The organism is Streptomyces sp. NPDC050423 (assembly GCF_040655445.1).
Classification (GTDB): Bacteria; Actinomycetota; Actinomycetes; order Streptomycetales; family Streptomycetaceae; genus Streptomyces.
In genome coordinates, this window is record NZ_JBFAJY010000001.1 from 156,672 (window position 1) to 174,080 (window position 17,409).

Sequence of the window (17,409 nt, forward strand, 5' to 3'; positions counted from 1 at the left end):
GATGAATCCGACTGGACGAGAAGCGCCGGCGCAGTCCGCGACGGCCGATCGGGAGATCGTGATCTCCCGGGACATCGACGCCCCACGAGAACTGGTGTTCAAGGCGTTCACCGAAGTGCGGCACCTGTCGCGCTGGTGGGGGCCGCAGGGGTTCACCACCACCACGCGGGCCTTCGAGTTCCGCGTCGGCGGGGTCTGGGAGTTCGTGATGCACGGGCCGGACGGCACCGACTACAGCGAGTGGATCACCTGGACCGGGATCGTCCCGCCGGAGCGGATCGCGATGCTCCACGGCGAGTACCGCGGCGACCCGGATGCGTTCGAGTCGGTCCTCACGTTCGCGCCGGACGGAGAGGCGACCCGGATCGAGATGCTCACGGTGTTCCCCACCAAGGAGCTGCGCGACGAGGCGGTCAAGAAGCACGGCGCGATCGAGGGCGGTCAGCAGACCCTCGGCAACCTGGCCGCCTACGTCGCGGAGATCGCACGGAAGGGAGTTGAGGACTGATGGCCGGCAAAGTGTTCTTCAGCGTGTCGATGTCGCTCGACGGGTTCATCGCGCCCGCGTCCCCCGAAGAACTGATGGGGCGACAGTGGATGGAGCTGCAGCAGTGGGTGTTCCCACAGCGGTTCTTCCGGGAGAACCTGAAGCTCGGGCAGGGCGGCGAGGAAGGGCGCGACAACGACATCGTGCGGGAGACGTTCGAGCGCACCGGCGCGAGCGTGATGGGCAAGCGCATGTTCGACGCCGGCGAGGAGGCGTGGCCCGAGGATCCACCGTTCCACATGCCGGTGTTCGTCGTGACCCACGAGAAGCGTGACCCCTGGGTGCGGCAGGGCGGGACCACCTTCCATTTCGTCAACGACGGCATCGAGTCCGCGCTCGATCAGGCCCGCGAGTCCGCCGGCGGCCGGGACGTCCGCATCGCGGGCGGCGGCGCGACGATCCTGCAGTACGTGAACGCCGGCCTGATCGACGAGTTCACGATCGCGCTCTCGCCCGTGCTGTTCGGCTCCGGAATCCGCCTGTTCGAGGGTGTCGACGCGAGCCGTGTGGCGCTTGACCTGGTCCGGGCGGAGCCTTCGCCGAGGACGACGCATCTCAGTTACACCGTACGTCCGCGGTAGGTACGGAGGGCGGCCACGTGGAACCGGAGGGCCGGCAGCCGTCTCAGGCTGCCGCGCCCGCGTACTCCTCCGCGAGGAAGCGGATCGTCTGGTCGACGAAGACCCGCATCTCGCGTGAAAGGTTCTTGCCGCGCCGCCACGCGATCTGGGTGTGCACCTCGAACGGGATGCTCCAGGGGAGGCTGACCAGTGTGCCCGCCTCCAGGGCGTCCGCCACGGTGGCTGTCGGGAGCAGGCTGACGCCCAGGCCCGCGGCGACGCCGCGCTTGATGGACTCGGTCGTGCCGAACTCCAGGAAGGGCAGCGGCTCCCCCGTGCCGTCGTTGAGTTCGGCCTCGAACAGTTCCCGGTAGGCGCAGCCCGCCTCGGCGGAGATGACTTGGGTCTGGCGCAGCACGTCGGTGGTGATCTTCTCGGCCCGGGTCAGGGGGTGTTCCGGGGCGGCGACCACGGTGAGGGGTTCCGAGCCGAGCACCTCCGTCTGGACGCCGGGGTGCTGGGTCTCGGCCTCCATCAGGAAGCCCATGTCGAACATGCCCTGGCGCAGTGCGTGGCAGGTCTCGGCGCACAGGCTGGGGCGCAGGACGATCTGGAGGGAGGGGTAGCGGTGGTGGAAGAACTCCAGCAGCGGGGGCATCCGGTAGGAGGTGATGCTCTCCATCGAGCCGACCGTGAGGACGCCGGAGGGCTCCTCCGACGCCCGCGTCGCGCCGCGCGCCTCCCCGGCGAGGGTGACCATCTGTTCGGCGTACGGCAGGAGTCGCTGGCCGGCCTCGGTGAGCTGTATACGGCCTCCGAGGCGGTCGAAGAGATCCACTCCGAGCGACAGCTCCAGGGACTTGATCTGAGCGGTGACGCTGGACTGCGCGTACTTCAGTTCGGATGCGGCCCTAGTGAAGCTGAGCAGCGTCGCCACCTTGTGGAACGTGACCAACTGTCGGATGTCCATAGCCCCTCCTGGGTTCGGCTGACGCCGTACTCAATACTGCTTTCCCAGGAAATCAAGTCGGGCAGGGGGAGGCCAGGACATGGGGGTGTCTGATCCAGGACAGCGGTCGTCATGATTCGGACACGTCGATGCCGGCGAATGCGGGAAGATCCGCCTGATCGTCGGGGATCAATCCCTGACGGCCGATCAGGAGCCCGGCCTGGAAACGACTGGTCGCGCCAATTTCTTCCATGATTGCGGAAATATGACGGCGGCAGGTTCGTGTGGCCATACCCAGGCGCCGGGCGATCACTTCGTCCTTCACCCCCATGGCCATGAGGCGGAGAATTGACATCCGAAGATCCTCGGCGACCTGTTGGTATTCAATGGTCCGCCCCACGTCGAAGGGCTGACTTCCCTGCCATACGGACTCGAATGAGCGACACAGGTACGCGACGAGCGTGGGGTCGGAGACAATGGCCGCACCGGGGGGTTCTTTTCCCGTCCGCTCCTTGGGTATGAACGCCAGTTTGCGGTCGTAGATGATCAGGCGCTCGGCGAGTTCCTCGGCGGTACGGACCTCGGCGCCCTCCTGGCAGATCTGCCGCACGTAGGTGCGCGTGGCCAGGCTGGACCGGGCGGTGTGCTGGTAGAGCGTGCGGATGCGGATGCCTCGTCGGCGCATCTCCAGGGTCTGCATCAGGTCCTGTTCCAGCATTTCGGCGCTGCGGCCGCCGCCCGGCTGGAGGCTGATCCGCTCCTCGGTGCAGCGGCGGCGTGCGAGGTCGATCTCGCGGCGTACCTCTTCGAAGTCGTCCAGCACCCGGATCGGCGGCAGATCGTCCGTGGCCGCCCTCTCGTGGGAGCGGTAGACCTCCGCCAGGACCCTCAACTGCCGGTGGATACCGGCGATCCGCTGTCTTCGCTGGGCGATCGACACCTCCAGCGGCGTGACGAGCTCGGCCTCGGCCACGTCGGGATTGAGCGGCACCATCGTGGTCCCGGACCCCGTGGGGCCGAGAAGTCGCAGCTCCTGCAGGGTCTCACGGGCCTGCGCGACCAGCTCGGCATCGACCTCCAGACCGGCCGCGATCTCCTTGTCGTCGAAGACCCCCACGCGCAGCGCCCACGCGTAGGCGTCCACGGCCACACCGTCCAGCAGTAACTGCTCCCCCACTGACCCTCCCCCGCCGCATTCGGTCCGTCCGCCTGTCCACTAGCTGCCGGTCCATCCTAGGACAGTTCGTGGCACTCGAAGTGGATCTCCATAAATGGCACGGTTCTCTTGCGGCCAAAAAATACATCAGCCAAGCAGCGCAGGGGGATACGCAATGATGAACACCCGTCATTCACTTGTCCGGAACATCGCGGCAACCACTCTGGCCTTCGGAGTTCTGCACTCCGCCATGGCCTCGGCAGCGGTCGGTTCCGGCCACGAAACCGCACAAATAAACACGGTGGCCGACGACAAATGGGACACCGTCCCGGCCCACCCCGGTTCATCCTTCAACAGAGAAATCTCTTGATCTCATTCGCGCATATCACAGAAGGGCACATCATGACATCAAATCGTCCCGCGGTCCTGACCGGTGCTCCGAAAGCGGTTTCCGACACTCTGCACTGGCCGTGAAAAGAGCGGAATCAATGTCTCCGCTCTCCGCGTCAGTAGTGGACACGACGGTCTCCGGGGGTCACCCGGTACCGTATGTTCCACAGGCTCCTGCGCACGTAGGCGCGTTGCAGCCAGCGATCCCGGCCGTCGTGCCGGGCCACGAACTCCGAGCGTGCGTGCACCCCTTTGCGGTTGTTGATCAGGAGCGCCTGGCCGGGTTCGAGGCACACGGTGTGCGCCGTCGCCCGGCACACGTCCTGTAGCTCCCCGAACGCCGTCGCGGCCCCCCGGGTGAGCGGGTGTACGCCGTTGGCCGAAATCGCGATCTCCGGGTGATCCGCCGCGCCACTGATGACCGGCACGGGATCGGACAGCACCTGTCCTCCGCCCGCGGCACTACGGGTATAGCTTCCCGGCGCATTGAGCCGGAAGAACGGACCTCGCAGCGTCTCCAGCGCGCCGTCCGTCAGCTGCCCGCAGATGTCGCGGGCGTCCGCGTAGTGCGTGGCGGCCGCTCCCGAGCGGTCGCCACGCAGGCAGTTGAGCACCAGGAAGTCCGGGTTGGCGATGTCGTAGCGCCCGGTGGAGTCGTAGGTGATGTCGCTGTGGAAGTTGAGGAAGACCGCTGATCCCTGGTTGGTCTGGGTCCGCTCGCCCCCGGCCACCGGGACGACGTCGTGGACGAGCCGGCCGTCCTTCTCGGTGAGGACGCCGATGGGCTCACCCAGCAGCCCGGCCAGGCCGAGCAGGACGCCCTCGGCGACGAATCCCCGCTTGTCACGGGCGGGCCCGCCGTCCACCGGAGTGAGCGGCAGGCTCTCCTCGACCGGGAGGTTGCGCACGAGGGTGGCCCCCGGGGTGTCGATGTGCCGGCCGAAGTCCAGTATCCGCTGGAGCGGTTCGAGGGGCAGTCCCGCGAAGATCCGGTGGTACCGGGTCATGGACCGGTCGATGTCGGCGGCCGGGTCCGGCAGCACCGACAGTGCGGCGCCGATCGCGTCGCGCACCGGGTCGGGCAGTACCAGCTCCGCGAAGGTCGGCGCCGCGTCCCGGTCCACGGGCCGCAGGATTTCGGTGGTCACTCGGTCACACTCCTACGAGACGGGGCTCGGGTCCGTGGGCGGCGGTCGGGAAGTCCATCCAGTCATGGAGCCGTTGCGCGAGGTGCAGCGCGTCCTCCCCGCTCTCCGCGAGGTGTGCGGTGACCTTGCTGCCCCGCACCTCGGCGACCGGCACCCCCAGGTAGCGGCCCGGCTCGACGCCGTACGCGCGCTGGACGGCCTCCAGGTCCACGTAGCCGCCGACCACCGCGACCCGTGGCCCGCCGTTCTGGCGCACCGTGCCGATCCCCGCCAGGTGAAAGGCGTGGTGCGCGGCGTCGGCCAGGGCGTCATCGGCGTAACCGAGCACCGCGGAGCGCTGGTTGAAGACCACCGCGGACATCTGGTCGCCGCCGGTGCCGATCCTGGTGCCCACCGTGTACGGGGCCCTGTTGTAGCGCAGCACGATCTCGATGCGGTGGCGCAGGGCGAGTTGCACGGCCCGGCGGTGCAGTACCCGCGCACCGTGCAGGGACATCAGGGCCGCCATGTTGTACGAGACGTGCGGCAGCAGCCGTGCCCCGGTGACCAGGTGCGGATCGGAGGTGTAGATGCCGTCGACGTCCGAGTGGATCTCGCAGGTGTCGCTGCGGACCGCGGCGGCGACCGCGAGCGCGGACAGGTCCGAGCTGTTCTTGCCCAGCCAGGTCGGCCGCCCCTGGGCGTCCGCCGCCTGGCCGCCGGGCACCACGACGATCTCGTGGCTCTCCAGGGCCTTGAGCAGCGGGGCCGGGTCCGTGCCGGTCACCCGGGCCCAGAGGAAGGAGGAGTTGGTGGTCAGTCCGACCTGGTGGCCCGCGAGCACCGTCGCGCTGCGGCCCGTGCGGTGCAGGGCGGTGGCCAGCAGATGGGCGCTGAGCAGGTCAGCGGTGGTGAGCAGGCCGGCCGTGGTGGGGTCCTCCGGGTGCGGATTGACCGCGTGCAGGCGCTCGCGCAGCCCCTCCGTCTCCCCCTGCATCGCGCTGACCACGACGACCAGCGAGCGGCCCTCGGCCCGGATCCGGGCGTCGAGGCCGGCCGCCAGATCCCCGTACGCGGCGGGGGAACGGAACGTGGAGCCGCCGAACTTCAGCACGGTGACCGGGGCGCTCGCCCTCGTCCGGGTGTTCATCGGGTGCCTCCTGACATGAAGCCCTGCCGCAGGACGTACTCGGCGATCTGGACGGCGTTGAGGGCGGCGCCCACCCGGAGGTTGTCCGAGACCAGCCACATCCAGAAGCCGCGTGGATTGTGCGGGGCCACCCGGACCCGGCCGACGTGCACATGGTCGGGGTTGCCCGCGGTGAGCGGGGTGGGGAAGGCCGCCCGGTCCTCCGCGTCGTGCACGGTGACCTCGGGCAGTGCGCTCAGCAGCGTGATCAGTTCCTCGCGGGCCACCGGCGAGGTCGCCTCGACCCAGACGGACTCGGCGTGACAGTTGACGACCGGGACGCGCACGCAGGTGGCGGTCAGGTCCAGATGCGGAATCCCGAGGATCTTGCGGGACTCCTGGAGCATCTTCTGCTCCTCCAGGGTGAATCCGCTGTCCAGGAGCTCGTCGATGAAGGGGACGACGTTGAAGGCGAGGGCGGGCCGGAAGCTCTCCGCCGGGAGCTCGGCGTCCGGGTCGCGCAGCGCGACCTCGCTGCCTTCGAGGAGTTCCTCGATGCCGCGGTGGCCCTTGCCGGAGGCGGACTGGTAGGTGCTGGTGACCACCTGCCGGATACCCCACCGGTGCTCGACCGTCTGGAGCAGCCGCACCAGCGGAATGGTCGAGCAGTTGGGGTTGGCGATCAGGCCGTCGACCGGACGGGTGTCCAGGACCTGCCCGTTGACCTGCGGTACGACGAGCGGTGTCTTGGGATCCATCCGGAAGGCGTTGGTGTTGTCGATCACCAGGGCGCCCTGGGCGGCCGCGGTTCCGGCCCACTCCCGGCTGACCGAGGTGCCGGCCGAGAAGAAGGCGATGTCGGCCCGGCCGAAGTCGAACTCCTCCAGGGCCTGGACCGCGTAGGAGCGGCCGTCGACCGCGAGCCGCCGGCCCGCGCTGCGGGTCGAGGCGACGAGGTGGATCTCGCGGTAGGCCAGCGCCCGCTCCTCGATCAGTTCGATGAGGGTGCTGCCCACCGCTCCTGTCGCACCGACGACTGCGATGCGTGGGGCGGTGGGGTCGGTGACGAGCGTCATCAGGGTTCTCCGATCCGGAGGGGCACGGTTGCGGGTGCGTGAACCGGTCCTGCCGGGCGGTTCCTCGGCAGGGCGCGACGGGGGTGTCCGTCGCCGGGTACGCGGGGCGGTCTCCACCGACGGGCCGGCGGGTGCCGGGCGGGGCGCGGCGGCGTCGTCGGCGCACGTCCCGTCGGCCCGGGGCCGGGGCCGCGGGTGGTGGATACGGCATCGGTGCTCATGTGCCTCGCGGCTCCTTCCTCTGTTGCTGTCGGGTCAGTTCAGGGGGACGGCGTAGTGGAGCCCGCCACGGGTCCAGAGTTCGTTCGGACCCCGCGGCACATCGAGACCGGAGGCGGCGCCCAGATTGCGTGCGTAGACGTCCGCGTAGGTGCCGACGGCTGCCAGCACCCTGGCCGCCCAGCCCTCGTCCACCCCGGCGGACGGGCCGTGCGGCCCCGCGAGTTCCGCCGCGGACCGCCGGTCCGCTCCCGACGCCTCCAGGTGTTCCGCGGAGACCAGCAGTTGGAGCACCCAGCGCACCAGCCGGAACCAGTGCGGGTCGGAGTCCCGGACGGCCGCCGCCATGGGCTCGCGGGAGATCGAGGCCAGCAGGATGCGGTGTGCCTCCGGGGCCGGCAGGCCCGCCCGGATCCCGGCGAGCGCGGTGCGGTCCAGCACGTACGCGGCGCAGTCGCCGGTGGTGTACGCGGCCACGGCCTCGGCCGGGTCCGCGAAGCCGGCCGGTTCGACGGCCAGGCCCCGGGAGCCGTACCAGGCGGCCAGGTTGACCGGGGTGGTGGTGCCGGTGTGGACGGCCAGGCGCCGCCCCGCCAGATCCGCCGGGTCCTCGACGCGGTCGGCGGTGCGGACGAGGAAGCCCTCGCCGTCGTAGCAGGTGATTCCGGCGAAGAGCACGGGGTGGGCGGCCTCCCGTCCCATGGTCCAGCTCAGGTTGCACACCGTCAGGTCGGCCTGGTCCGAGGCGAGTACGGCGAGGCGTTCGGTGGCGGGCACCGGGCGCCAGTCGACCGCCTCGGGGTCGTGGAGCACGGCGGCCGCCACCGCGCGGGCGATGTCGGCGTCCATTCCGGTCCAGCGGCCGTCGGCGGTGCGCAGGGAGAGCCCCCGGATGCCCTGGGAGACGGCGGCGCGTACGGCCCCCCGGGACCGTACGGCTGTCAGGGTGGGGCGTGCCGCGGCGGTCATGAGACACCGGCCGGCATGATCACCGTTCCGGGCGCCGGGCCGCCCGGGTTCCGCACCCGGTGGCCGAGGCCCGCCAGGAGCAGCTGGTGGGAGACGAGGTTCCACGGGTGCGCGTCGGAGGATGCGCCGGAGACGGTGACGCGCCTCCCGGCGGCGGCGATTCCATTCATGGATTTCCTCGGTAGAAATGTGGTGTGGGGCGGTAGAAATCATCCGTGGCGCATCACCGAGTGGTCCAGGGTGAACGGTTGGAGATAGCCGAACGCGGCAATCGGGATTGTCTATCCCGTACTGTCCGGATCGTCGCCGTCCCCGAACAGGTCCAGCCGGGCGGCCGCCACACCCAGCTGGAAACGGGTCTCGACATCGAGCTTCTCGCAGATACCGGCGAGGTAGCGGCGGAGCGTACGGGTGGAAATGCCCAGCCGTCTGGACATGAATTCGTCGGACCGGCCGCGCTCCAGATGGCGCAGGATGGCCAGCTCGATGTCCTCGAACACATCGGCGGCGTAGCCCGCCCCGTCGACCGGCTTGGCATGGTCCCAGATGTGCTCGAATATCAATTCCAGGAAGCCCACCACGGCCGGGTCGCGGAACAGCGCGCCGCCGCCGTCCTCTCCGGCGGGAACGAGCGCGTAGGCGCTGTCGAGCAGAATCATCCGCCCGGGAATGACCACGGCGGTACGGACCTGGGCGCCCAGATCGCCCAGATGCCGCACGTGCGCGAGTGCCTCCCGCTGGCGGCGCGCGGTGTGCGGCACCACGGTCCGGTAGACGACACCGCGGTCGAGCAGGTCGCGGTCCAGGTCGATCGCGGCCCGCAGGGTCGGCCCGCTGCCCAGGGTCGGGTGTGCGGTGAGCACGCTGTGCTGGACGCGCAGCGACAGGTCGGCGAGCCGCTCACGTACGGCTTCGCCGTCGGTGAGCAGCTCCGTGGTGGTGTCGGCGAGCCGCCGCCGCTGGTGTTCCTCGTACAGCGGGCCGAGCGGGCGCAGGTCGCGCCGGGCGGTGTCGATGCGCCGCATCAGCCGGTGCACCTGCACCTGGAGGGAGGCGGTGAGCTCGGCCGCGGCCAGGCTCGGCGAGACCGCCTCGTACCGGTGGGGGCCGTCCTCCTGGAGCAGGCGGTGCGCCAGCAGCCGGTTGACGGACTCGGCGGACAGCTCTGTTCCCGGCCCGGGTCCGCCGGTCGCCGCGTCCGCGGCGACCGGCGCCTCCAGCAGCCGGCGGTACACATCGATGTCCTCGGGTCTGAGTTCGTCTTCCGACACGTCGGGTCCTCGTGGTCGTGCGCGGCTCACAGCGCGAAGCAGCGCTCCAGGAAGTCGGTCGACACATCCCCCTTGATGAATTCGGGGTGCCCGAGGATCTCCTGGTGCATCGGAATCGTGGTGTGCATGCCCGGTCCGGAGACCTCGAACTCGGACAGGGCCCGCTGGGTGCGCTCGATGCAGCTGCCGCGGTCCGGCCCCCAGACGATGAGCTTGCCGATCATCGAGTCGTAGTAGGGGCTGACCCGGGCGCCGGGCACGTAGTCGGTGTCGACACGGACCCAGGGGCCGCCGGGGACACGGTAGGTCTCCAGCGTTCCGGGGGTGGGGGCGAAGCCGCGGGCCGGGTCCTCGGCGTTGATGCGGCACTCGATGGCGTGCCCGCGGATGTCGATGTCCTCCTGCTTGACGGAGAGCGGGCTGCCGGAGGCGACCCGCAGCTGCTCGCTCACCAGGTCGACCCCGGTGACGAGTTCGGTGACCGGGTGCTCCACCTGGATGCGGGCGTTCATCTCCATGAACCAGAACGTGTCCTCGGCCGCGTCCGGGCCGGTCTCCAGGAGGAACTCCACGGTTCCCGCGCCCCGGTAGCCCACCGCGCGCGCTCCGGCCAGTGCCGCTTCGCCGAGCCGGGCGCGCAGCTCGGGCGAGACGGCGGCGGAGGGCGACTCCTCGATGAGCTTCTGGTGGCGCCGCTGCACGGAGCAGTCGCGCTCGCCCAGGTGGACGGCGCCGCCGAAGTCGTCGCAGACCACCTGGATCTCGATGTGCCGGGTCTTCTCCAGATAGCGCTCCATGTAGACGGCGCTGTTGCGGAAGACGGCCTGGGCGCTCGCCCGGGTGGAGACGTAGGCGTCGTGCAGGTCCTGCGGACGGCGTACGACGGTGATGCCGCGGCCTCCCCCGCCCGCCGCGGCCTTGATGATCACCGGGTAGCCGATCTCGGCGGCGACGGCCTCGGCCGCTTCCACGGAGTCGACCGGTTCGACGGTGCCGGGCAGTAGCGGAAGGCCGGCCTCCGTCATCAGCCGGCGGGCGGTGGCCTTGTCGCCGACGTTCTCCATCACGTCCGGCGGCGGACCGATGAAGGTGATGCCGTCGTCGGCGCAGATCTCCGCGAAGTACGGGTCCTCGGAGAGGAATCCGTAGCCGGGGTGGATGGCCTGGGCGCCGGTCCTGACGGCGGCGCCGATGATGTTGGGGATGTGCAGATAGCTCCGGGCGGGAGCGCCGGGGCCGATGTGCACGGCCTCGTCCGCCGCCTTGACGAACTGGGCGTCCGCGTCGGGGGTGGAGTACACCGCGACCGTACGCACTCCCAGGTCGCGGCAGGTCCGGATGATCCGCAGCGCGATCTCGCCGCGGTTGGCGATGAGTACCTTGTCGAACACGTCTCGGTCCTCCTGTGTGGGTCCGGTGTCTCGGACGCTCTCAGTCGACGGGAACGAGATCGAAGAGCGGCTGGGCGTACTCGACGACCTCACCGTCCTGGGGGTGGATCGCGTGGACCCGTCCCCTGACCTCGGCGGTGATGGAGTTGAGCAGCTTCATGGCCTCGATGATGGCCAGCTGGGCTCCGGACTCGACGATGTCCCCGACCTTCACGAACGGCTCCGAGCCGGGCGAGGACGCCTGGTAGAAGGTGCCGACCAGGGGGGCGGTGACCGTCACCAGACCGGCGGGCGGCGCGTCCTGGGCCGGGGCGTCGGACGTGGCCGGGGCCGCCGGGGCGGGTCCCGGGGCGGCGGGCGCGGCGGCGACGGGCGGGGCGGCGACGGGGGCGGCGGCCGGGGCGTTCTCCCACTCGACGTCCACGCTGATCCCGCCGGCCCGCAGCGTGATCCGCCGCAGGGTACCGGGCAGTTCGTCCGCGAGCAGCCGGGTCTGTGCCCGCAGCTCCTCCACGGACATGGGCTCCGTGGCGGGCCTGGTCTCAGTACTCATCACTCTTCTCCCAGTCGACTGTCGGCTGCCGTTCGGGGTCTCCGAAGCGGTCGAACCTGTCCCGGCGGATCTCGACGAGCCGATCGCCCGCCAGTTCGAGCAGCGGGGCCATGGTCTGTACGAGGGCTGTTCTGACATTGAGCGCCGTGGGGTACGGAGCGGTGTGCGCGCCGTCCACGGGCTCCGGCACGATCGCGTCCACCACACCGAGGCGCAGCAGGTCGGACGCGGTCAGCCGGAGGGCGTCGGCGGCCCGGCCGGCCTGTTCGGCGGTGCCGAAGAGGATGGTCGAGCAGCCCTCCGGGCTGATCACCGAGTAGTAGGCGTTCTGGAGCATCAGCACCGAGTTGGCGACGCCCAGCGCGAGGGCCCCGCCGCTGCCGCCCTCGCCCGTCACGATGGAGACCACCGGCACCCGCACCCGGGAGAGTTCGAGGATGCACTCCGCGATGGCCAGGCTCTGGCCGCGTTCCTCCGCGCCGATGCCGGGGAAGGCGCCGGGGGTGTCGATGAACGCGACGATGGGCAGGCCGAACCGGTCCGCCAGCCGCATCAGGCGCAGCGCCTTGCGGTAGCCCTCGGGGTTCGGCATGCCGAAGTTGCTGCGGACGAGCTCGGTGGTGTCGTGGCCCTTCTGGTGGCCGAGGACCACGACGCTCTGGCCGCCGATCCTGGCGATGCCGCCGGTCAGCGCGCGGTCGTCGGCGAAGGCCCGGTCGCCGTGCAGGCTGACGAAGTCGTCGAAGACGAAGCCGATGTACTCCTGGACGGTGGGCCGTTGGATGTTACGGGCCAGCGCCACGGTCTCGCGGGTGGTGCGGACCGCCGGGAACGGCTCGGTGAGCGGGGCGGACCCGGTGCCCTCGGGCAGTTCGGGCACGGAGGGGCCGAGCAGGGTCAGCAGCCGGGCCAGGTACTCGCGCTGGTTCTCGCGGGGCACGACGGCGTCGATCATGCCGTGCTCCAGCAGGAACTCGGCGCTCTGGAAGCCGGCCGGCAGCTCCTCCCGGATGGTGTTGCGGATGACCTGGGGGCCGGCGAAGCCGATCAGGCTGCCGGGCTCGGCCAGGATGACGTCGCCCAGCATCGCGAAGGACGCGCTGGCGCCGCCGAAGGTGGGGTCGGTGTTGAGGTTGATCACCGGCAGCGCCGCCTCGCGCAGGGCGGCGATCCACTGCGAGGTCTTGGCCATCTGCATCAGGGACAGTGCGCCCTCCTGCATACGGGCGCCGCCGGAGGCGGCGATCAGCAGCAGCGGGAGCCGTTCGGCGAGCGCGTGGCGGGCCGAGGCGGCGATGCCCTCACCGACGACCGAGCCCATGGAGCCGCCCATGAAGGTGAAGTCGAGGACGGCGACCACCAGGGGGCAGCCCTCGATCGTCATCCGGCCGCAGAGGAGCGCGTCGTTGCGCCCGGTCCTGGCCTGGGCGTCGCGGAGCCGGTCCGGATAGGGCTTGCTGTCGGTGAAGGAGAGCAGGTCGCGCGGCCGGTACGCGTCGGGCAGCGGCTCGAAGCTGCCGGGATCCGCGAGCTGGTCGATGCGCACCTGCGCGGGTATCCGGAAGTGGAACTGGCATTCCGGGCAGACTTTTCGGTTGCGGTCGAGCCGTTTGCCGTAGACGAAGGCTCCGCACGCCCCGCACTTGCGCCACTGGACGTCCTGTCCGGCCCGCACCGGTCCTTGTTGTTGCGCCATGGGTCCCTCTCCCCTCTTATTCGTGGTCCGCCACGGGCGTGGCCGTCCGCTGCGGCCGGCCGGCGGTGGCCTTGGCCATGCCGAACGGCGGCATGTTGCGGTAGACGGTGTGCATCCGGTCGGGGTCGACGACGTACGCCTCGTGGTATATGCCGACGGCGCCGTTGTTGCCGATGCGGCGGTTGAACCGGGCCCAGGCGGGGCGGTGGGACGCGTCCATGGTGCGGGAGTACGTCATCAGCTCGTCCATGCTGCGCCAGTACTGGAGCACGATCACGGTGCGGTTGATCCAGGTGCGGGAGCCCAGGAATCCGTGCTCCTTGTTCTTGTTGAGCTCCATGAGCATCGGGACCATGGCGATGAAGGAGGGCAGCCAGCGGTGCACCTTCCAGAAGCTGTTGATCCTCATGCCTATGAGGAACACGACCGTTCCCTCCGGCGGATCCGCCACCTGCGGTACGGTCTCGACCTTGTTGGCCACGGGGCTCTCCTCTCTCAGAACGGGTAGCTGCGGGCGGGGCTGCTGACGGTGAGGGTGTGCCAGCGGGTGAAGGCCTCCAGGGCGGCACGGCCGCCGAATCCGGAGCCGTTGCCGGAGGCGCCGACACCGCCGAAGGGCAGCCTGGGATCGTGGTTGACGGGCTGGTCGCCGATGTGGACGACCCCGCAGCGCAGTTGCCCGGCGACGTGCCGGCCGCGGTCGGCGTCCAAGGTGTAGACGGCGGCGGTCAGTCCGTGGTCGGACGCGTTGGCCAGCGAGACGGCCTCGGCATCGTCGGCGAACTCGGTGACGGTCGCGACGGGGCCGAAGACCTCGCGGCGGAAGATGTCCATCTGCGGTGTGACGCCCGCCAGTACGGTCGGCGGGAAGTAGGTTCCGTCGGCCCGTCCGCCGGTGACCAGCCGGGCGCCCTGGGCGACGGCGCCCTCCACAGCGGCGGCGATCCTGACGAGCTGCGAGCGGTTGATGACCGGCCCGATCTGGGCGTCCTCGCGGAACGGGTCGCCGATCCGCAGCGCGGCGGCGTGCCGGGCGAGGGTCTCGGTGTACTCCTCGGCCCGGTCCCGGTGGACGAGGTGGCGGCGGGCCGCCATGCAGATCTGGCCCTGGTGGAGGAAGGAGCCCCAGGAGCCGGCGGACGCGGCCTGCTCGACATCGGCGTCGGGCAGCACCACGAAGGCGTTCTGCCCGCCGAGTTCGAGGACGACGCGCTTGAGCAACCGCCCGGCCAGGGCGCCGATCTCCCGGCCCACCTCGGTGGAGCCGGTGAACGACACCATCGCGACGTCGGGCGCCTCGACGAGGGCCCGGCCGGTCTCCGCGTCCCCGTGCACCACCTCCAGCACGCCCGGCGGGAGGCCGGCGGCGGCCAGCACCTCGGCGATGACCCGGCCGCCGGAGAGCGGGGTGCGCGGATCGGGCTTGAGCAGCACCGCGTTGCCGAGGCCCAGCGCCGGGGCGACCGAACGCATGGCGAGCAGCAGCGGGAAGTTCCAGGGGACGATGACGCCGACGACGCCGAGCGGCACCCGCCGTACCTCGTCCTGGCGGCCGGGGTCGGAGCCGGGGCCGTGCGGGGTCTCGGGGGCGGTGGCGAGCTCGGCGCCGTGCCGCAGCTCGGCGACGCCCGCGCCCACTTCGAAGAAGGCCTTGCCGGGGATCGAGCCGCCCTCGCGGACCAGCAGCTCCTGGATCTCCGGCGCGCGTTCCCGCATCAGGTCGGCGGCCCGGGTGAGGACCGCCGCCCGGTCGGCGGCGGGCAGCCGGGCCCAGCCGGTCGCGGCGGCGGCCGCGCGGCGGGCGGCGGCCGCGACCGCGCCGGCGCCGGAGAGCGGGACCGTGCCCAGCTCCTCGCCCGTGGTGATCTCCCGGCTGGTCAGCAGCGCGGTTTCGGTGGCTGTGCTCACCTGCGTACCTCTGTTTCGTCGTCGGCGCCGTCGGCGGCGGATTCGGTGCGGTCGGCCGGGGCGGTGGGGGCCGCGTCCCGGGTCAGTACGGCGTGTGCGGTGACCCGCCCCCGGCCGGTGGTGACGGACACCTGGACGTCGCCGTGCAGCACCGCCCCGGCGAAGCGGGCCACCTCGCCCCTGAAGAGCAGCGTGTAGGGCCCGTCGTCCGGCCCCCGCACATCGATGTCGCCCCAGTGGCAGCCGACCCTGGGCGGTGCGGCCAGCGCCCGCAGCGCCGCCTGGCGCAGCGTCCAGCCGACGGCCGAGGTGCGTCCGGCGGGCAGCCGCAGCGCCTCGGTGCCGTGCCAGGCCACCAGGCGCTCGAAGGATTCGACGCGCATGTCGTAGCTGCCCACCCGCACCACGGTCCGCTCCCCGTCAGGCATGGACCGGCCGCCCCTTGCCGAGCATGTGCTCGACCATCGCGACCAGGTTCCCGACGGTCAGCCGGTCGAGCATCCGGTCGAGGGTGAGCCGGCCCGCCCAGATGTCCGGGTCGAGCTGCGGCATGACGATGTGCAGCCTTTCCAGACCGCGCCGGCTGATGACGCCGTTCTCGTCGCAGAATTCCGCGTCGGGCACCTCCCCCTGCAGATATTGGCCGCACCGCTCGACCGTGATGATGAGTGGTACACAGCATTCGATACGGAAGAAGACATCCAGCAGGTCCAGTGAATCCAGGCCGAGATCGGCGGAGAACGAGAGATCCTCGGTGTATTTCTCCGGGGCGAGTCCCATCGCCTCCACGATGACGGACCGCACCACTCCTTCGACGTCGTATTCAGACATGTGCGTCACTCCTGTCCGGCTGCGGCTTCGTGGCCTTCGCCAACCAGATCCGCGGGCCGCCGCGGAACGGACACCTCCGCACCCGTGCGCTCCGCCGGGCAGCGGACGCAGGCGGTCGGCGGCAGCCACTCGCCGTCCTCGGCCGCGGCCAGCGCGCGGCGCAGCCTGCGCAGGCAGCGGGTCCGGATCGGGCCGACCGAGCCGACGGTCATGGACAGCGAGGAGGAGATCTCCTCGTAGGAGGCCGGCGGGTCCTCCAGGGCCAGCAGCAGGACGCCGCGGCACTGCTCGGACAGCGTGGAGATGGCCCGCAGGACCTCCTCCTTGCGGTGTGCCCGCAAGGTGATCTGCTCGGGGCTCTCGTGGTGTCCGGACAGCCCTTCGAGGGTCTCGCTGTCGCCGACCATCACCAGTCGCTTTCCGCGGGTGACCACCTTGATCGACTCGCGTCGGGCGACGGTCGCGAGCCAGTCGCCGACCCTTTCCGGATCACGAATACGGCTTACGTTCTGGACGAGCCGGAACCAGGTGAGCTGCCGCACGTCCTCGGCATCCACTTCGTTCATCCGGTATCCGCGAATAACGGACCAGATGAGCCTGCCGAACCGGTCGATCATCTCGTCCCATGCGGCCTGTTCACCGCGTTCACACCCCGCCAGAATCTCCGCATTCCCTTTAAGGGCCATTTGGGAGTCCTCCGTGTGGAATTGATCTGTCTTTCGACGGATGTGCATTCCATGCAACCCTTCCCCGACTGCCGGGGGCAAGTTCTCCGGGTGTCAGATAGCGGACTGGCCGGAGGTGGACACCACCGCCCGCGTACCCGGATCCGGTCCGGGCGCGCGGGGTCATGCCGGTGTCCCCGGCGGCAGGAGTTCGGCCATGGCCGAGCGCAGCCGTACCGGCAGTGGCCCGGCGTCGTCCTCGCTGCCGCGGATGGCCACGCCGAGTGCGAACCGGTCCCACACCTGGAGCACGTGGACCTGCCAGAGCGGGCGTTCGGGTTCGGGGATCTCGTCGTCGACGACGGCGAGGCCGCCGTCGCGCAGCCGGTGCACGGAGAAGGCGTCGAAGCCGCGGCACATGCCCATGCCGGTGGCCTTGGTGTAGGCCTCCTTCGCCACCCAGGAGTCCGCGAAGGCGTGGCCGCGCTGGTCCTCCCGGTTGCGGCGCAGCACCTCGTTCTCCAGCGGGGTGAAGACCTTGGGGGCGAACTGCATCGCCTCGGGCCGGGCCGGGGTGGTCTCCGCGTCCACTCCGGCGATCCGGCCGCGTACGACGATGGCGGCGATCAGCCCGTTGGTGTGGGTGATGTTGAAGTCGAGTCCCCAGCTGGCGCCCTCGACCTGCGGCCGGCCGTACTTGCCGGTGCGGAACCGCCAGGAGCCGGGCGGCGCGTCCGTGTACAGCGACAGGACCTGGCGGGACAGCAGCCTGGCGCCCAGGAAGCGGAGCCGGGCGGCCGGGAACAGCAGCCGGTCGTGCCGGGCGCGTTCTTCGTCGGTGAGGAGTTCGGCGCCGCCCGTCGCGGCGGCGAACCGCTCCACGTCCTCCTCCGCGAGCAGCCATACCTCGGCGCTGTCCGCGAGCGGATCGGGATGCTGTCCCCCGGGGGCCATGGGTGCTGTCTCCATCGT

General features: G+C 70.6%; 20 protein-coding genes. 3 read left to right on the forward strand and 17 right to left on the reverse strand.

Annotation, left to right across the window (positions count from 1 at the left end; genetic code table 11):
• Nucleotide 1: 1 nt before the first annotated feature.
• Nucleotides 2-508, forward strand: a complete 507-nt coding sequence (locus AB0I52_RS00635; protein ID WP_363067522.1) for an SRPBCC family protein — start codon at nucleotides 2-4, stop codon at nucleotides 506-508.
• On the forward strand, nucleotides 508-1,128 hold the full coding sequence (locus AB0I52_RS00640) for a dihydrofolate reductase family protein (RefSeq protein ID WP_363067524.1): 621 nt from the start codon (nucleotides 508-510) through the stop codon (nucleotides 1,126-1,128). Before AB0I52_RS00635 ends, AB0I52_RS00640 begins: the two co-directional genes overlap by 1 nt.
• 43 nt (nucleotides 1,129-1,171) lie before the next feature.
• On the opposite strand, the gene AB0I52_RS00645 is transcribed toward AB0I52_RS00640, so the two are convergent.
• Together AB0I52_RS00645 and AB0I52_RS00650 are read right to left on the reverse strand one after the other, a co-directional pair.
• The gene (locus tag AB0I52_RS00645; RefSeq protein ID WP_363067526.1) at nucleotides 1,172-2,077 is read right to left on the reverse strand and encodes a LysR family transcriptional regulator; all 906 of its coding nucleotides are present in this window, start codon (nucleotides 2,075-2,077) and stop codon (nucleotides 1,172-1,174) included.
• A gap of 109 nt (nucleotides 2,078-2,186) precedes the next feature.
• Nucleotides 2,187-3,233: a LuxR C-terminal-related transcriptional regulator gene (locus tag AB0I52_RS00650; RefSeq protein ID WP_363067528.1), complete on the reverse strand. Its 1,047-nt coding sequence runs from the start codon at nucleotides 3,231-3,233 to the stop codon at nucleotides 2,187-2,189.
• Nucleotides 3,234-3,387: 154 nt separating this feature from the next.
• On the opposite strand from AB0I52_RS00650, the gene AB0I52_RS00655 reads away from it, so the two are divergent.
• A complete protein-coding gene (locus tag AB0I52_RS00655) occupies nucleotides 3,388-3,582 on the forward strand; it encodes a hypothetical protein (protein ID WP_363067530.1) in 195 nt (64 codons plus the stop codon).
• Between the two features lie 136 nt (nucleotides 3,583-3,718).
• Here AB0I52_RS00655 and AB0I52_RS00660 read toward each other — a convergent pair whose 3' ends face one another.
• The 15 genes from AB0I52_RS00660 to AB0I52_RS00730 all read right to left on the reverse strand — a co-directional run bounded on the left by AB0I52_RS00660 (nucleotide 3,719) and on the right by AB0I52_RS00730 (nucleotide 17,406).
• Nucleotides 3,719-4,750, reverse strand: a complete 1,032-nt coding sequence (locus tag AB0I52_RS00660; protein WP_363067532.1) for an oxygenase — start codon at nucleotides 4,748-4,750, stop codon at nucleotides 3,719-3,721.
• A 4-nt stretch (nucleotides 4,751-4,754) separates the two neighbouring features.
• Nucleotides 4,755-5,879: an aspartate kinase gene (locus AB0I52_RS00665; protein ID WP_363067534.1), complete on the reverse strand. Its 1,125-nt coding sequence runs from the start codon at nucleotides 5,877-5,879 to the stop codon at nucleotides 4,755-4,757.
• Nucleotides 5,876-6,934, reverse strand: a complete 1,059-nt coding sequence (locus AB0I52_RS00670) for an aspartate-semialdehyde dehydrogenase (protein WP_363067536.1) — start codon at nucleotides 6,932-6,934, stop codon at nucleotides 5,876-5,878. Before AB0I52_RS00670 ends, AB0I52_RS00665 begins: the two co-directional genes overlap by 4 nt.
• A 255-nt stretch (nucleotides 6,935-7,189) precedes the next feature.
• Nucleotides 7,190-8,122 (reverse strand): transporter substrate-binding domain-containing protein, encoded by a 933-nt coding sequence (locus tag AB0I52_RS00675; RefSeq protein WP_363067538.1) that lies wholly within the window; start codon nucleotides 8,120-8,122, stop codon nucleotides 7,190-7,192.
• A complete protein-coding gene (locus AB0I52_RS00680; RefSeq protein WP_363067540.1) occupies nucleotides 8,119-8,292 on the reverse strand; it encodes a hypothetical protein in 174 nt (57 codons plus the stop codon). The genes AB0I52_RS00675 and AB0I52_RS00680 overlap by 4 nt, the downstream gene beginning before the upstream one ends.
• A 111-nt stretch (nucleotides 8,293-8,403) precedes the next feature.
• The gene (locus AB0I52_RS00685) at nucleotides 8,404-9,393 is read right to left on the reverse strand and encodes a hypothetical protein (RefSeq protein WP_363067542.1); all 990 of its coding nucleotides are present in this window, start codon (nucleotides 9,391-9,393) and stop codon (nucleotides 8,404-8,406) included.
• A gap of 26 nt (nucleotides 9,394-9,419) precedes the next feature.
• Nucleotides 9,420-10,784: an acetyl-CoA carboxylase biotin carboxylase subunit gene (gene accC / locus AB0I52_RS00690; RefSeq protein WP_363067544.1), complete on the reverse strand. Its 1,365-nt coding sequence runs from the start codon at nucleotides 10,782-10,784 to the stop codon at nucleotides 9,420-9,422.
• Nucleotides 10,785-10,824: 40 nt separating this feature from the next.
• Nucleotides 10,825-11,337, reverse strand: coding sequence for a biotin/lipoyl-containing protein (locus AB0I52_RS00695; RefSeq protein ID WP_363067546.1), 513 nt, complete (start codon nucleotides 11,335-11,337; stop codon nucleotides 10,825-10,827).
• Nucleotides 11,327-13,033 (reverse strand): acetyl-CoA carboxylase carboxyltransferase subunit alpha, encoded by a 1,707-nt coding sequence (locus AB0I52_RS00700; RefSeq protein WP_363067548.1) that lies wholly within the window; start codon nucleotides 13,031-13,033, stop codon nucleotides 11,327-11,329. Before AB0I52_RS00700 ends, AB0I52_RS00695 begins: the two co-directional genes overlap by 11 nt.
• 16 nt (nucleotides 13,034-13,049) lie before the next feature.
• Complete coding sequence (locus tag AB0I52_RS00705) at nucleotides 13,050-13,514, reverse strand: DUF4188 domain-containing protein (protein ID WP_363067550.1); 465 nt, start codon at nucleotides 13,512-13,514, stop codon at nucleotides 13,050-13,052.
• 14 nt (nucleotides 13,515-13,528) lie between these two features.
• Nucleotides 13,529-14,941, reverse strand: coding sequence for an aldehyde dehydrogenase family protein (locus tag AB0I52_RS00710; RefSeq protein WP_363067552.1), 1,413 nt, complete (start codon nucleotides 14,939-14,941; stop codon nucleotides 13,529-13,531).
• The gene (locus tag AB0I52_RS00715; RefSeq protein WP_363067554.1) at nucleotides 14,938-15,369 is read right to left on the reverse strand and encodes a hypothetical protein; all 432 of its coding nucleotides are present in this window, start codon (nucleotides 15,367-15,369) and stop codon (nucleotides 14,938-14,940) included. Before AB0I52_RS00715 ends, AB0I52_RS00710 begins: the two co-directional genes overlap by 4 nt.
• On the reverse strand, nucleotides 15,362-15,772 hold the full coding sequence (locus AB0I52_RS00720) for a phosphopantetheine-binding protein (RefSeq protein ID WP_363067556.1): 411 nt from the start codon (nucleotides 15,770-15,772) through the stop codon (nucleotides 15,362-15,364). Before AB0I52_RS00720 ends, AB0I52_RS00715 begins: the two co-directional genes overlap by 8 nt.
• Nucleotides 15,773-15,777: 5 nt before the next feature.
• Nucleotides 15,778-16,506, reverse strand: coding sequence for a sigma-70 family RNA polymerase sigma factor (locus AB0I52_RS00725; RefSeq protein ID WP_363067558.1), 729 nt, complete (start codon nucleotides 16,504-16,506; stop codon nucleotides 15,778-15,780).
• Between the two features lie 114 nt (nucleotides 16,507-16,620).
• The gene (locus AB0I52_RS00730; RefSeq protein WP_363067560.1) at nucleotides 16,621-17,406 is read right to left on the reverse strand and encodes a 4'-phosphopantetheinyl transferase superfamily protein; all 786 of its coding nucleotides are present in this window, start codon (nucleotides 17,404-17,406) and stop codon (nucleotides 16,621-16,623) included.
• Between the last annotated feature and the right edge of the window lie 3 nt (nucleotides 17,407-17,409).

Bases quoted from the DNA above. Each gene is read 5' to 3' on its own strand.
- AB0I52_RS00635 (WP_363067522.1), top strand. From the start codon at position 2: ATGAATCCGACTGGACGAGAAGCGCCGGCGCAGTCCGCGACGGCCGAT.
- AB0I52_RS00725 (WP_363067558.1), bottom strand. From the start codon at position 16,506: ATGCACATCCGTCGAAAGACAGATCAATTCCACACGGAGGACTCCCAA.
- AB0I52_RS00720 (WP_363067556.1), bottom strand. From the start codon at position 15,772: ATGTCTGAATACGACGTCGAAGGAGTGGTGCGGTCCGTCATCGTGGAG.
- AB0I52_RS00655 (WP_363067530.1), top strand. From the start codon at position 3,388: ATGATGAACACCCGTCATTCACTTGTCCGGAACATCGCGGCAACCACT.
- AB0I52_RS00675 (WP_363067538.1), bottom strand. From the start codon at position 8,122: ATGACCGCCGCGGCACGCCCCACCCTGACAGCCGTACGGTCCCGGGGG.
- AB0I52_RS00715 (WP_363067554.1), bottom strand. From the start codon at position 15,369: ATGCCTGACGGGGAGCGGACCGTGGTGCGGGTGGGCAGCTACGACATG.
- AB0I52_RS00670 (WP_363067536.1), bottom strand. From the start codon at position 6,934: ATGACGCTCGTCACCGACCCCACCGCCCCACGCATCGCAGTCGTCGGT.
- AB0I52_RS00730 (WP_363067560.1), bottom strand. From the start codon at position 17,406: ATGGAGACAGCACCCATGGCCCCCGGGGGACAGCATCCCGATCCGCTC.
- AB0I52_RS00695 (WP_363067546.1), bottom strand. From the start codon at position 11,337: ATGAGTACTGAGACCAGGCCCGCCACGGAGCCCATGTCCGTGGAGGAG.
- AB0I52_RS00680 (WP_363067540.1), bottom strand. From the start codon at position 8,292: ATGAATGGAATCGCCGCCGCCGGGAGGCGCGTCACCGTCTCCGGCGCA.
- AB0I52_RS00640 (WP_363067524.1), top strand. From the start codon at position 508: ATGGCCGGCAAAGTGTTCTTCAGCGTGTCGATGTCGCTCGACGGGTTC.
- AB0I52_RS00700 (WP_363067548.1), bottom strand. From the start codon at position 13,033: ATGGCGCAACAACAAGGACCGGTGCGGGCCGGACAGGACGTCCAGTGG.
- AB0I52_RS00645 (WP_363067526.1), bottom strand. From the start codon at position 2,077: ATGGACATCCGACAGTTGGTCACGTTCCACAAGGTGGCGACGCTGCTC.
- AB0I52_RS00665 (WP_363067534.1), bottom strand. From the start codon at position 5,879: ATGAACACCCGGACGAGGGCGAGCGCCCCGGTCACCGTGCTGAAGTTC.